General features: G+C 57.6%; 13 protein-coding genes. All 13 read left to right on the top strand.

Features of this window, described 5'->3' with window-relative positions; translation table 11 throughout:
* The first annotated feature begins 302 nt into the window (after positions 1-302).
* Positions 303-1292: a hypothetical protein gene (locus ACWKXT_RS23050; protein WP_454533468.1), complete on the top strand. Its 990-nt coding sequence runs from the start codon at positions 303-305 to the stop codon at positions 1290-1292.
* Complete coding sequence (locus ACWKXT_RS23045) at positions 1286-1702, top strand: hypothetical protein (RefSeq protein ID WP_454527711.1); 417 nt, start codon at positions 1286-1288, stop codon at positions 1700-1702. Before ACWKXT_RS23050 ends, ACWKXT_RS23045 begins: the two co-directional genes overlap by 7 nt.
* Positions 1703-1789: 87 nt before the next feature.
* A complete protein-coding gene (tagH, locus tag ACWKXT_RS23040; protein ID WP_454533467.1) occupies positions 1790-3553 on the top strand; it encodes a type VI secretion system-associated FHA domain protein TagH in 1764 nt (587 codons plus the stop codon).
* Entirely contained in the window at positions 3550-4347 is a 798-nt protein-coding gene (locus ACWKXT_RS23035) for a PP2C family protein-serine/threonine phosphatase (RefSeq protein ID WP_023336024.1), read from the top strand. The genes tagH and ACWKXT_RS23035 overlap by 4 nt, the downstream gene beginning before the upstream one ends.
* 16 nt (positions 4348-4363) lie before the next feature.
* Entirely contained in the window at positions 4364-5356 is a 993-nt protein-coding gene (locus tag ACWKXT_RS23030) for a hypothetical protein (RefSeq protein WP_454527709.1), read from the top strand.
* 9 nt (positions 5357-5365) lie between these two features.
* Positions 5366-6178, top strand: a complete 813-nt coding sequence (locus ACWKXT_RS23025) for a type VI secretion system accessory protein TagJ (protein ID WP_454533466.1) — start codon at positions 5366-5368, stop codon at positions 6176-6178.
* On the top strand, positions 6171-6734 hold the full coding sequence (gene tssE / locus ACWKXT_RS23020) for a type VI secretion system baseplate subunit TssE (protein ID WP_454533465.1): 564 nt from the start codon (positions 6171-6173) through the stop codon (positions 6732-6734). Before ACWKXT_RS23025 ends, tssE begins: the two co-directional genes overlap by 8 nt.
* Before the next feature lie 2 nt (positions 6735-6736).
* Entirely contained in the window at positions 6737-8608 is a 1872-nt protein-coding gene (tssF, locus tag ACWKXT_RS23015; RefSeq protein ID WP_454533464.1) for a type VI secretion system baseplate subunit TssF, read from the top strand.
* Positions 8605-9648 (top strand): type VI secretion system baseplate subunit TssG, encoded by a 1044-nt coding sequence (gene tssG / locus ACWKXT_RS23010; protein WP_454533463.1) that lies wholly within the window; start codon positions 8605-8607, stop codon positions 9646-9648. The genes tssF and tssG overlap by 4 nt, the downstream gene beginning before the upstream one ends.
* Before the next feature lie 38 nt (positions 9649-9686).
* Complete coding sequence (gene tssH / locus ACWKXT_RS23005; RefSeq protein WP_454533462.1) at positions 9687-12302, top strand: type VI secretion system ATPase TssH; 2616 nt, start codon at positions 9687-9689, stop codon at positions 12300-12302.
* Between the two features lie 24 nt (positions 12303-12326).
* Positions 12327-13745, top strand: coding sequence for a serine/threonine protein kinase (locus tag ACWKXT_RS23000; RefSeq protein WP_454527704.1), 1419 nt, complete (start codon positions 12327-12329; stop codon positions 13743-13745).
* A 231-nt stretch (positions 13746-13976) separates the two neighbouring features.
* Entirely contained in the window at positions 13977-14387 is a 411-nt protein-coding gene (locus ACWKXT_RS22995; protein ID WP_454527703.1) for a hypothetical protein, read from the top strand.
* Between the two features lie 64 nt (positions 14388-14451).
* A partial coding sequence (locus ACWKXT_RS22990; protein ID WP_454533461.1) for a contractile injection system protein, VgrG/Pvc8 family occupies positions 14452-14705 on the top strand: 254 nt, incomplete at its 3' end.

Raw genomic sequence — 14705 nt, 5'->3', positions numbered from 1 at the left:
CCGGCCTCATTCTAAAGTCTGAGGATTGTCTTCGTTGGGATAAAGTTGACTGGCAACCAGGAAAGTATGATGTGGTATTAAAGTTGAGAAATCATAATGCCGCTCTTCGGTACGCGACTCGCTTTGTGCTCAGTGCGAATGCTAAAGGTGAACTATCGCTGACTAAAATAGAATAGAAGAGTTTCCAAATGTTGGCTCTTTTTTTAGAAAAGCGTCAACATTTGGGTGCTGCTTAACTTCATATTTATTTAAATGTTTGTGCTTATTTGTAAGCGTTTCGGTGAAAATCAGAGGGAGTGAATATGGCTGGTCAATCATTAGTTAATCCGGGATATTGCATTGTTCAGCAACCCGGAACTCTGGATTTCCAGGCAAGGCTCTTATTCAACAATCCAAACAGTGATGTTGCACGTTATTTCATGCAGGTTAATAGTGATATGCAGTGGTCAAAACCTGGACAGATGTTGATTCTTGATGCGCCGGGAAGTAATAATGCTGTGCAACTTAAGCAGTTACAGCTTGCAAAAAATAAAGTCAATGGTGCTCTGGCCGATCTTAACTCTGGAGAAGCGAATTTTTTTAATCACCATTTTAGTACCATAGCCGCAGTCTCTAATTTTATGGATAAGTCCCTTGGAGTTGTTGCTGACGCAGGTGAAAAATATTTCAGTGAAATAGAAAAAAAACTTAAATCCATTGAGTTGGCATACCAGAATCAGTACAGGGCACAAGGTACATTGATAAGCCAGCAGTTTTTTGTTGAGCGTCAGCGCCTCTTTTCTGAGTTGGATGGTTTATTAAATAAATTGTCCAGGCTGACGTTAAAGATGAAACCCTATAACGAACTGAAGCATGCATTAGGGTTGTCAAGCAGATCAATTGTACATGAATGGAGCACAGCGGGTGTCGCTTCTATTCGTGGTTATTCAACTTATGTCGATAATGCCTCTAAAGCCGCTCGTTTTCTTAAAGCGGGGGGATGGCTTGCAATAGGTTTTGCCGGTGCAAATACAACCAATGAAGTTTACAATGCATGCACCACGGGACGAGAGCAAAGTTGTACTAAAGTCGCTGTGAAAAAATACAGCAGCTTTGGTGCAAGTCTTGCAGGAGGGATTTACGGTGGCAAATACGGAGCCATGGCAAGTGCCGGTGTATGCGTTGCGCTTGGTGTCGCAACGGGTGGTGTAGGTTTGCTCGCCTGTTCCATTGTCGGGGCGGCTGCAGGTGGATACGTTGGTGGCGAGATAGCGGGCGGAGCGACTGAGTATATGATGGATAAAATATGGTGAATATTGAAAATTTACTATTATTCCTTATCGTGGCTTTATTGCTGATTGTGATAGTTATGGATCTATTCAGTTCTCGTTACTTCAAAAAACACGAGGCTGATTATAATCAGTTACTTTCTGACTACCGGCGAAAGGGATATGACCTGGATCTTGTTACCGACTACGCTTCTTTTTTCGGTTCGTTGGCAAATTATCAAAAAATAATCTGGTTTGTTCGCCTTTATAAAGGCGTAAAAATAAAGTTCACTCGTGAAAGGCTTGTTCAGGAAGAAGCTTATAAATACGTACAGTCGTTACCGGAAGAAAGAATTGGCTGGATACTAAAGTTACATCGTCGTTATAAATTACAGGCGTTAATATTCACTCTATGGCTCATTGTTGGATTATATTTTATAACTTTCATTAAATAGTTTTTGATATTCACTTTTTCAAACGCCGCCGTTCTCGTCCCTAGAGCGGCAGCGTTTGAGCGCTAATCATACCAGCAGGAATACGCCATGCGATTCACGATTATTTCTACGAAACCCGGTCATCAGCCGCCGCAGAGCAGCTGTGATTTTTACGCCCCGGGCGGCACCATTGGGCGCGGTACGGATAACAATCTGGTATTGCCGGACAATGACCGCACCATCTCGCGTCTGCAGGCTATTGTCCACGTTGACGCCCAGGGCGAATGCCGCGTCACCAACCGTGGCAGCGTCACCCGCGTGGTATTAAATGACATTCCGCTTGAGCGCGGACGTCAGGTTGAACTCCAGGATGGCGACATTCTCGGTATTGATGACTACCGTATCGAAGTGACCGAACTGATCCACGATACGCAGCCGGTGAGCCGGATGGCGGCCAGCATGCAGCAGCAGGCGCGTCCAACAACGGCACCTGCTGCGCCCGCAGCGCAACCGAAACCTGCTAACCCCTCGCCACGCGGTAAGGCTGAACCGACCGCCGTGCCGTCGGAAATCTGGGACAGCCTGATGCAGGAGTTCTCCATCTCCGACAGCATCTCCAGCAACCGCGCAAAACCGCAGCCTGCGGCATCGCACGATCCGTTCTCCCAGCCCGCCGCGCCGGAGCGTAATGCCGAAGATCCGCTCGCGATGTTCAACGACAGCGATCCAACGCTCGAGCGTAAGAACGTCGACCCGGACACGCTGTTCAGCGATGAAGCGCTGTTCAAAAAAGAGAGCATTTTTGACGACGTGACGCCTTCCACACTGGTGCCGCCGGTTGAGGGGCAACCCGCCCCTAAAGAAGACGCGGCGGACGAACTCGACCCGCTGGCGCTGTTCGGTGGAAAGGCCAGCGCGCCGGCCGCACGCAATGATGACCCGCTCGGGCTGATGGGCGGGGCACCGTTAACCCATCCGGATGACATTATTGACGAAAAGCCAGTGCCTGAACCTGAACAGGAAGAAGAAGAGGACGTACTTGCCGCTTCCCCGCTGTTCGCCCCCGAGCCGCAGGAACCGCCGCGTGCAGAAGAAGAGCCCGCGCGCCCTGATTACGCAGGCTTCACCATGCCTACGCCACAGGCCGTCGCACGCAGCAGCGCACAGACGCCAAAGGGACGTCTGCGCATCGACCCGGTCAATAACGCCGCTTCATCAACCGCCACCGCGAATAACGGCGAGAAGGGTGAGGTGTTGCAGGGCGAACTGCTGGAGGCGCTGCTGGAAGGTATGGGCCTGAGTGAAATGCAGCCGGTGCCGCAGTTTGACCGGGAAAATATGCGTCAGCTTGGGCAGATCCTCGGCATGTTCTCCCAGGGAACCGTGGCGCTGCTCTCGTCTCGCTCGATCCTCAAACGCGGCGTAAAAGCCGATATGACCATGGTACTGGACGATGCCAACAACCCGTTCAAGCTGTTGCCGACCGGGAAAACCGTCCTCATTCAGATGTTCGGCACGCCGATGCCGGGCTTTATGCCGCCGACCAAATCGGTGCGCGACGCGCTGATCGACCTTCAGGCACACCAGCTGGGGATGATCTCCGGTATTCGCGCCATTATCGCCGCGATGCTGCAGTCCTTTAACCCGGAACAGCTGGAGGAGCAGGCGAAGCAGAACGGCATGACCTCTCGTCTGGCGCTGCCGGGCAGCCGCAAAGCCGCCCTGTGGGACTATTTTGTTCGCAGCTATGGCGAGACGGCGGGCGAGATTGAGGATGACTTCCACACTCTGTTCGGCGAAGCCTTCCTTCATGCGTATGACATGGAGGTGAATCAGTACAAAGACTCACAGAGCGGATCGGAAGACAAATGAATATCGCAACCGCTTCTCTCTCCCGCCAGGGGACGCGCGCCAGCAACCAGGATCAGACGGGAGAAACCATAGGGGAACGCTCGGCCTGCTTTGTCGTCTGTGACGGCATTGCGGGGCTGCCCGGTGGTGAAGTCGCCGCGGAACTGGCCCGCAACAGCATTATCTCCCGCTTCGATGGCGACAAACACCTCAACGCTCAGCATATTCGCGACTACGTGCAGACGGCGAACCGCACCATTCTGAGCGAACAGCAGGCCGTTCAGGACTATCGCCGGATGGGCACGACGCTGGTCAGCCTGTTCATAGACCGGGACTACGGGCTGGCGTACTGGGCGCATGCCGGTGACAGCCGCCTGTACCTGTTTCGCCGGGGATGGCTGTGGCACGTGACCACCGACCACAGCCTGGTGCAGCAGATGAAGGATGCGGGGCATCAGACCGATGACCTCAACAGCAACCTGCTGTATCTGGCGCTGGGAATTGAAAACGGCGGGCCGGAAGCGAGCTACAGCGACGTGGTGCAGGTGGAAGACGGCGATGCCTTTTTACTCTGCACCGACGGGTTCTGGCATGGCGTCAGCGAAGAACAAATGAAGCAGTCGCTGCACATGGTCAATACGCCGCAGGAGTGGCTGACCTTAATGAACCAAATCATTCAAAAGAATGGCGAGCAGGAGGGGAATGCTCAGGATAACTATACTGCCCTGGCGGTATGGATGGGCAACCCTCAGGACACCACTTTGCTGCATACGCTCTCTGACGCAGCACAATTTCTTCCCTGCGGAACTGATTAGACACACAAGGAACGATATGAAACTTTGGCTATCGGGTTTGGCACTTCTGGCGGTCACCTCCACCGCGCAGGCTGAGAATTTCCGCATCGTGCAGTCTCCTGCGCAGAAGCTGGATATCTGGATCGACAACATCAAAGACAACACGCCGCAAAGCTGGTGTAAGCCAGAAGTGGCGCTGCGCATTGTGGCGAACGGCAAGAAAGATGTCTCCGTGCTGGAAAATTTTGTGCCGCGTCTTGGCTCGCTGCTGGAACACCAGTGCAGCAAAGTGAATAAGCTCAGCTGGACGCTCAACGATCCGGCGGGAATGACGCTGGCGCAGGGCACGGCAGCCAAAGCGCAGGAGTGGGCGCTGGTGGTGAAACAGCAGCAGGCTACGCCAGCCATCGACACGACTACCGCCAGCGGCGCATTACTGCCACCGGATCAAAATGTCGCTTCGCAAACCGTCGCCGCTGACCGCACGCCGTGGCAGGAGTTTACCCTTCAGGATGGCTGCCACCTGCGCACCTTCTGGGAAGGCGGCGCGTCTGCTCCGGCGCTCTTTATTCCAGATTCTGACACCACCCGCTGCGGTAACGGCAGCTGGCTGAGCGGTCACACCGTTATCTCCCAGTCCCGTAACGGCGGACAGAAAGAGATGGCGGTGACCTATATCCACGGCTTCCCGGTGATGGGGCTGAATCAAAGCGCCGACCCGGAAAACGCGCTGATCACCTCCGTCAACAAAGAGCGCATGGTATTCAGCACCTCAAATAGCGATCAGAGCTGGATGATCCTGCCTTACGATAACACGCTGAATAGCTGGAAGAGCAACGGCACGGTAGCGGTAGAGATTTCCCGCGAGACCGCCAGCGACGATGCAAAACTGCAGGCGCGTATTGCGGCGGTGAAGAAAACCTGGAGCGCCTGGGTCGCACCCGGCACTCAGCTGAATATCGTTCTGATTGATACCCTGCGCCCTCAGCTGCGCGATCCGGCAGTGGGCGCATGGCGCGCGGCGAATTAAGGAATGGCTATGAATACGCTCTATCAACACCTGGCGGGTGAAACGCTCAACGACGCGCTGGCGCGCCTTGAAGCAGAAATCAAAGCCCGTCCGGCAGATGCCGACCTCCGCGCCGCGTTCGTGCAGTTTTTAACCCTCAGCGGCAACTGGACCCGCGCTCTGACTCAGCTGAAAAGCTGGCTGGCGCTGAAGCCTCAGGCGAAGCCGACCGTCACGCTGCTGGAGCAGTCCATTCAGGGCGAGTTGCAGCGCGCGCAGGTGATGGCGGGGCAGGCGCGTCCGGCCATGCCTGAAACTCAGTGGCCGTGGCTTTCAACCCTGGCCGCGGCGCTCGGCGAGGAGGGCGAGCGTGCCCGGTCGCTGCGCCTTGAAGCGCTTGACCAGGCGCAGGCCACCCCCGGTCATATCACCCTCGAAAACGATGAAACGCAGGCGTTTGACTGGCTGATGGACGGCGATGCCCGTCTCGGCCCGGTGTGCGAAACGATTGTGAACGGCCGCTATTTCTGGCTGCCGTTTAACGCTATCGCAGAGATCCGCTTCCAGGCACCGGCCAGCGTGACCGATCTGGTCTGGCGTCACGCGCTGGTACGCCTGACCGACGGTACGGAGCAGGTGTGTCAGATCCCGGCGCGTTACCCGTTTGCTGCTGATGCACCGGATGCGATCAAACTCGGTCGCACCACCGAATGGCAGCCGCTCGACGAGGACGGCACCCTGTACGAAGGCAGGGGCCAGAAAGCCTGGCTCAGCGAGCAAAGCGAAAGCCCGCTCTTGTCGTTAAGCCTCGTGACGTTTGCGACGGATGGAGCCGATGAGTAATCCCGCTGGCGAAGGCGATCTGCTGCGCAGCGGCTGGCAAGCCCGCAGCAGGCAGGAGAAGGTGGGGGCGCGCGACAAAATGCAGCCCTCGCTGCTCGATCGCCTCACCGATAACGATCCGGTAAAAAAACGCGAGCCGGCGAACAGCAACCTGATTACTCACGCTGCGCTGCGTCGTAACGTGCTGCGCGATCTGCAGTGGCTGTTTAACACCATCAACCATGATGCCTCCGGGGATTTAAGCGCCTTGCCGCACGTGAGCCGCTCGGTGGTCAACTTCGGCGTCGCGCCGCTGGCCGGGAAGAGAATGTCGGATATTGAATGGCACGATATCCAGCGCAAGCTCACCGAGGCGATCATTAATTTCGAACCGCGCATTTTGCCGCAGGGGCTACAGGTCCGCTGCGTATCGGATACCTCCTCGCTGGATCTGCACAACGTGCTCTCCATCGAAATAAAAGGGCGTTTATGGTGTGTACCGTACCCGCTGGAGTTTCTGTTTCGCACCGATGTCGATCTGGAAAACGGCCATTTTGAACTGAAAGATGCGGGGTAATCATGGAAAGTAAACTGCTCGAATATTACAACCGTGAGCTGGCCTACCTGCGCGAAATGGGGGCCGAGTTTGCCGAACGCTATCCGAAGGTCGCCGGGCGGCTGGGCATGCGCGGCATCGAAGTGGCGGACCCGTACACCGAACGCCTGATGGAGGGTTTCGCGTTTCTGACCTCCCGCGTGCAGATGAAAATGGACGCGGAGTTTCCGCGCTTCTCCCAGCGTCTGCTGGAGATGATCGCGCCAAACTACCTCGCGCCTACGCCCTCAATGGCGATTGCGGAAATTGAGCCCGACAGCAGCCGCGGCGATCTGAGCAACGGCTTTATTGTGCCGCGCGGCACCATGATGGACAGCCTGGCGCTGAAAAAAACCGGCGTAACCTGCAGCTATACCACGGCGCACGAGGTTAATCTGCTGCCGCTGAAAATCGATAAAGTGGAGCTCGGCGGCGTGCCCGCTGACCTGCCGCTGGCGCAACTCGGCTTAAGCCAGCAGGGGATTAACAGCGCCTTGCGGATCCGTATTGCCTGCGATGGCCCGCAAAACCTTGGACATCTTAATTTTGACCGGCTGGAGTTTTTCCTCAGCGGCCCGGACATTGAGGCGCTGAAGCTGCTGGAGCTGGTCATGGAGCACCACGCAAGGATCGTCTGCCAGACGGTCAGCCCGCAGCCGCAGCGACAGCTGCTGGCAACGGATGCGCTGCGTCAGGAGGGCTTCGCGCCGGACCAGGCGCTGCTCCCGGACGATCTGCGCAACTTTGACGGCTACCGTCTGCTGCAGGAATATTTTGCGTTTCCGGCCCGCTTCCGTTTTATCAGCCTGAGCGGTCTGAGCACGCTTATCCAGCGTTGCGAAAACGAAAAAGCCTTCGATATCTTCATTCTGCTCGATAAGTCGGATGAACAGCTGGAGCGCGTGGTCGACGCCAGCCATCTGGCGCTGCACTGCACGCCGGTTATCAACCTGTTCCCGAAAGTGGCGGCCAGGCAGAAGCTGAATGACGGCCAGCATGAATACCATCTGGTGGTCGATAACATCCGGCCGCTGGACTATGAAATTTACGCGGTAAATAAAATCTTCGGCAGCGCCGATGGCCAGCGTGACGACCAGACGTTTCGTCCTTTCTGGAGCACCTGGAGCGGCGACGCGGGCAACTACGGAGCCTATTTTTCCCTGCGCCGGGAACAGCGCGTGCTCTCCGAGCATGCCCTGCGCTACGGCACCCGTACCGGCTATATCGGCTCGGAGGTCTTTGTCTCGCTGGTGGATGAACAGCATGCCCCGTGGCAGGAAAACCTGCGCTACATCTCTGCCGAGGTGCTCTGTACCAGCCGCGACCTGCCGCTGATGCTGCAGCAGGAGCTCGGACAGTTCATCATGGCCGACTCCATGCCGGTGAAATCCCTGACCCTGCGCAAAGGTCCGACGCCGCCGCGTCCGGCGCTGGCGGAAGGGTTCAGCACCTGGCGGCTCATCAGCCAGCTGCAGATGAACTACCTCAGCCTGATGGACAGCGAGAATGAAGACGGATCGGCGGCGCTGCGCCAGCTGTTAGGGCTGTACGCCAACCTGGCCGAAACGCCGGTTGCGCGCCAGGTAGAAGGGGTTCGCCACTGTGTGCTGGAGCCGGTTCACCGCCGCGTGCCCGAGCCCGGCCCGGTCGTTTTCGCCCGCGGAATTGGCATCACCCTGACCGTAGACGAGCGGGCGTTTTCCGGTGCCAGCCCCTGGCTTTTTGGCAGCGTGCTGGAGCGCCTCTTTGCCCGGCTGGTGTCCATCAACAGCTTCACGGAGTTCACCCTGAAGAGCCAGCAGCGCGGCGAGATTGGCTACTGGGCGCCGCGCATGGGTAAAAGGGCGCTGGTATGAGTGACGCCACCACCGCACCGCTGCGCGTGCATCGCCTGACGAAGCTGCCGGATACGTTCTGGCGCGGGGTCCGTGAGACGCCCTGGCGCTACGATCTGTTTCAGCTGTTAAGGCGGATTGATGCCCAGGGTGGCGAGCGCTACCCGCTGGGACGCGCGCCGCTGCCGAAATTTGAGCCGCTGCGCATTGGCCAGCAGCCGTCAATGAGCTTTGCGCCGTCGACGCTGGCCCAGGTACGACAGCGTGAGGAAGGCGGGCTGCATGAAGTTTCAATTTTAAGCTTCGGTCTGTTTGGCCCGAACGGCCCGCTGCCGGTCCATATGACCGAGTACGCCCGCGAGCGTATTCATCATCACCAGGACACCAGCCTCAGCGCGTTTGCCGATCTGTTCCATCATCGTCTGGCGCTGCTGTTCTACCGCGCCTGGGCGGACGCACAGCCCGCCGTTTCCCTCGATCGCGCCGACAACAAGCGCTTTGAGGGTTACCTTGCCTCGCTGATTGGCATGGGGCAGCCGGGCCAGATGAACAAGGGCAGCCTGAGCGCTCATGCCCGCTTTACCCACGCCGGGCACCTGACCCGTCACGGGCGGGATCCTGAGGGGCTGGAGAAGATCCTGCGCAACTATTTTAAAGCGCCGGTTAAGCTGGTGAGCAACGTGCCGCAGTGGATGCCGCTCTCCACGCGCGAGCAGGCGCAGTTGGGAGCAGGACGCCGCATGCCGCGCATGGGGGAATCCGCTTTTCTCGGCGTCGCGGTGCGCGACGTGCAGCATAAGTTTCGCATCGAAATTGGCCCGCTGAGCGCGGAGGAGTACAACCGCTTTCTGCCGGGCGAAGCGTGGGTCACCGAGCTGCGCGACTGGGTGCGCCAGTACGTTGGAATTGAGTTTGAATGGGAAACACGGGTGATCCTGCGTGAAGACGCGGTGCAGGGCACCTCGCTCGGTGGCACCGGGCGATTAGGCTACAACACCTGGCTGGGTCATCAACCCCAGCCTGTCCCGCGTGGCGATCTGGTGTATCGCGCAGAGCGGTAATCCTTCCGTATACCGAATCATTGTTAATGGAAACTAACATGTCAGAAATTAGCCGTGCCGTGCTTTTCGGCAAACTGGATACGCTGTTATTTACCTCTCTGGAAAGCGCGACTGCCTTCTGCAAGCTGCGCGGCAACCCCTACGTTGAGCTGGTGCACTGGCTGCATCAACTGATGCAACAGCAGGATGGCGATCTGCAACTGGTCATTCGCCATTTTGCCCTTGATGAACAGCAGCTGACGCGCGATATCGTGGCCGCGCTGGACGCCCTGCCGCGCGGGGCCAGTTCCGTTTCCGATCTCTCTGAACATATCGACAGCGCGGTGGAGCGTGCCTGGGTCTTCGGCTCGCTGAAGTTTGGCGTCAGCCGTATTCGCGGCGGCCATTTGCTGATCGGCATCCTTAAAACCTGGAATCTGGCCAACGTGCTGAAAAGCATCTCGTCGCAGTTTACCCGCCTCAACGTTGAGGTGTTGATTGAGCAGTTCGACGCCATCTGCGCCAACAGCAAAGAGACGCAGCAGGCCGCTGCCGCCGTCGATGCGCCAGCGGGTGCGGTACCTGCGGCGCAGGGGACGCTGGCCCAGTACGGCCAGGACCTGACCGCCCGCGCCCGCGACGGGAAGATTGACCCGGTTGTCGGGCGCGACGAGGAGATCCGCCAGATGGTGGATATTCTGATGCGTCGCCGCCAGAACAATCCGCTGCTGACCGGGGAAGCCGGAGTCGGGAAAACGGCGGTGGTGGAAGGGCTGGCGCTGCGTATCGCCGACGGCGACGTCCCGGAGCCGCTGCAAAATATCCAGCTGTGGTTGCTGGATATCGGCATGCTGCAGGCCGGCGCGGGCATGAAAGGCGAGTTCGAAGCCCGGCTGCAGGCGCTCATTAATGAAGTCCAGTCCAGCGCCACGCCGATTATTCTGTTTATCGATGAGATCCACACCCTGATTGGTGCAGGCGGCCAGCAGGGGACCGGCGATGCGGCGAACCTGCTGAAGCCGGCCCTGGCGCGCGGTCAGCTGCGCACCATCGGTGCCACCACCTGGGCGGAATACAAAAAGTACATTGAGAAAGACCCGGCACTGACCCGCCGTTTCCAGACGGTGCAGGTTCACGAGCCGGACGAAGCGAAAGCGATTCTGATGCTGCGCAGCACCGTGTCGCCGCTGGAGACGCACCACCAGGTGCTGCTGCTCGACGAGGCGGTCAGCGCGGCGGTGAAGCTGTCGCATCGTTACATCCCGGCGCGTCAGCTGCCGGACAAAGCCGTTGCGCTGCTCGACACCGCCTGCGCCCGCGTCGCGGTCAGCCAGAGCGCGCCGCCCGCGCAGCTGGAAGACTGCCTGCGCCATCTTGCCGCGCTGGACGTGGAAATTGAGATCGCTGAACGCGAAGCGCGCGTCGGTGCCGGTGACGCCGGGCGCGTCACTGCATTACGCGGCGAGCGCGACGCGTATGAAACAAAGCGTGAAGCCTTGTCCCGGCGCTGGGAAGAAGAGCGCAGCCTGGTGCAGGAGATTATCCGCCTGCGCGCCGCGCTGTTTGCGGCAGGGGATGACGATACCGCCGAGCTGCGCGGTCAGCTGGAGGAGCAGCAGCAGGCGCTGAACGCCTTACAGGGTGATGAGCCGCTGCTGTTTGCGGCGGTGGATGAAAACGTGGTTGCTGCCGTGGTTTCCGACTGGACCGGGATCCCGCTGGGTCGGATGGTGAAAGATGAGATCGACGCGGTGCTGAATCTCGCCGACACGCTTAACCAGCGCGTTATCGGCCAGCGTCACGGTCTGGACCTGATTGCCCGCCGCGTGAAAACCTCGCGGGCGAAGCTGGATGACCCGAACAAACCGGTGGGCGTCTTTATGCTATGCGGCCCGTCCGGCGTCGGGAAAACCGAAACCGCGCTGGCGCTTGCGGAATCTCTGTACGGCGGTGAGCAGAACGTTATCACCATCAACATGAGCGAGTTCCAGGAAGCGCACACCGTTTCCACCTTAAAAGGTGCGCCTCCGGGGTACGTAGGGTATGGTGAAGGGGGCGTGTTAACCGAGGCCGTGCGCCGCCGCCCGTATAGCGTGGTGCTGCTGGACGAAATTGAAAAAGCGCACCCGGACGTCCACGAAATCTTCTTCCAGGTCTTTGACAAAGGCTGGATGGAGGACGGCGAGGGGCGGCACATTGATTTCCGCAACACCATTATTATTCTGACCTCCAACGTCGGCACCGAGCTGATTAGCGCCATGTGCGCCGATCCGGACTTGATGCCGGAGCCGGAGGCCTTAAGCGGCGCGCTGCGCCAGCCGCTGCTGGAGGTCTTCCCGCCGGCGCTGCTGGGCCGTCTGCTGGTGGTGCCGTACTACCCGCTCAGCGACGAGATGCTCGGGCAGATTGTTCGCCTGCAGCTCAAGCGCATTCAGCGTCGTCTGGAAGAGAATCACAGCATCATTTCTGAGTTTGACGACAGCGTGGTGGAACAGATTGTTCAGCGCTGCACCGAGGTGGAGTCCGGCGGCCGCATGGTGGACGCTATTCTGACTAACACACTGCTGCCTCAGATGAGCCAGATCTTACTTACCGCCAGCCGCAGCGACGAGCAGTACCGACGTCTGCACGTCACCTGCAAGCAGGGCGAGTTTCACTGTCAGTTTGCCGCGTAATAATCATCAAGAGAACTGTAAAAGATGACGGATAATGATAACAATCGGACTGTCCCAAACGCGCTCCCGCTCGGGTACCGCTTCAACGAGTTTGAAATCAAAGAGGTGATCGGCGGCGGCGGTTTTGGCATCGTTTATCGCGCGTGGGATCACCAGCTCGAACGCACTATCGCTATCAAAGAATTTATGCCTTCCTCGCTTGCCGTGCGCGGCGACGACATGACCCTGGTGCTTCGCAGCGAGCGCTTTGGCAAAGCGTTTTCCGCAGGCCTGAACAGCTTCATTCAGGAAGCCCGTCTGCTGGCGCGCTTTAACCACCCGAACCTGCTGCACGTCCTGCGCTTCTGGGTGCAAAACGATACGGCCTACATGGGGACGCTGTTTTACAGCGGTACCACGCTTTCACGCCTGCGCGAAGAAAAACCGGAGCTGATCAACGAGGCCTGGATCCGCCGCACGCTGCCGATGCTGTTCGGCGCGATCAAGACTATCCACGACGAAGGCTACCTGCACCGCGATATCTCGCTTGATAACATTCAGATCCAGGATAACGGCCTGCCGGTGCTGCTCGATTTCGGCTCCGCGCGCCGCACCATCGGTAATCTCTCCGACGAAACGGAAACCATGCTGCGTCCGGGCTTTGCACCGATTGAGCAGTACACCGACGACAACGAGAGCGAGCAGGGCCCGTGGACGGATATTTACGCCCTCGGCGCGGTGCTGCGTACCTTGATTGTGGGTTCTCCGCCGCCGGTCAGCGTGGTGCGTTCCATTCAGGACACCTGCAAACCGCTGGTGGAAATCATGCCGCAGGGCTACTCCATCCCGCTGCTGCAGGCCATCGACCGCGCGCTGGCGCTGCACATGGAGGACCGTCCGCAGTCTATCGACGAATTTGCTGCGCTGATTGAGATGCCGGTCGCCGGGATTAACGACGTGCTGACCGCCAAAAAGACCGGCACCATGCTGGTTCCGGTTGAGGAAGAGAAACCGGCTTCGGTACTCGACTGGCGTCGCTACAAGATCCCGGGCATGGTTGCCGCGGGCGTGCTGGTGGGAATTGTCGCCGGCGCGATGTTGTTCAGCGGCGGCAATGCTACGCCTGAGCAGGCTGCACAGACCCCAGCAGAGACGCGTCCGACTGAGACCGCCGCGAACACGCCAGACGTGAAGCCAGAAGCCGCGAAGGCGAGCGAGCAGACGACGGCGGAACAGACGCCACCGCCTGTCGAGAGCCCTGTTGCGCTTGTCTATATCCGCATTCTCGACGGCGAAACCCTGAAAGTGAACGGCGAGCCAAAAGCGCTGCGTCCGGCGACCAATGGCTATGCATCGCTCAAGCTGCCAGCCGGTGAGGCGAAGATTGAACTGCAGGGCAACGGGAGAACGCGCAGCCAGACGCTGGATATCACCAAGCCGGGCACCTGGCTGGTGAATCCGTAGGAGTTTAAACAGGAGATACTATGGAAGTGTACGATCTTCGAAGCCAAAGGCTTCGTCCAAAGGAATTCGAAAAGATTGTCTCTCCTGTTTATGCGTTTTGAATTTAATCCTAACCCGGAGAGTTGAGTTGAAGCCAACATGTGCCTCCCCATTTTTGTAAATAACAATATCGGGCGTACACAAAATAACCTCGCTCATTTAAATAGCAAATTATGGTATTTCTGGGGAAGTATGGATCTTCTCGCAATATTGCTTTATTGCGTGAATTCAGTTCGCCACGACAGAATTCCATTCATTTCTGACGCAAAAGCGTTTAGTGCTTCGTTGCATTATTACGCAGGTGATGGTTTCAGCATTTTGGTCATGCTTTTTTTTATGCTTGACTTACTTTTATTACTCTCTTTGTTTGCTTCAGCCTGGTTATTCTTCAAGCGAAAGATCGGATCGGTTAAATTTGCCCTTGCTCAGGAATTATTTCGCTTGATTTCATTCAGATGCTCGGTCTCATTTTTCCCTCTTTTAGTAAGTATGTTTGATATTTCAAACATCTGGTTGAATGTAGGTTTATTTGTCACATCAGAGTCACTGAAAATCTACTCTCTTGTTTTTTGGATGAACAAGAGGGAAACGCCCCTTTCTTGAATGACGCTTTATCACAGATGCGAACCTCTTTTCTGCATCGCATAAGCTAGATGGAATAAAGATTATGCTCAACCGAATTACCGTTCAGCTCCCGGTGGAGGGGCTTCTGTTCTGGAAACTGACGGGCCGCGAGGCGATGTCTGAGTCGTTCGCGCTGACGCTGACCGTGCTCGGCACGGACGCGCGCATTGACCGCAGCAGGCTGCTCGGCCAGCCGGTCACGGTGACCATCCCGACGCAGAATCTGCTGACGTCCCGCTATGTTAACGGCAAGATTACCCGCGTGGCGGTGAGCGCCGTTGAGCTGACGGGCACCCG

It is taken from the genome of Enterobacter sp. UPMP701 (genome assembly GCF_053709515.1).
Note: the sequence above shows the minus strand (reverse complement) of the source record. Positions and strands in the feature narration are given on the sequence as shown.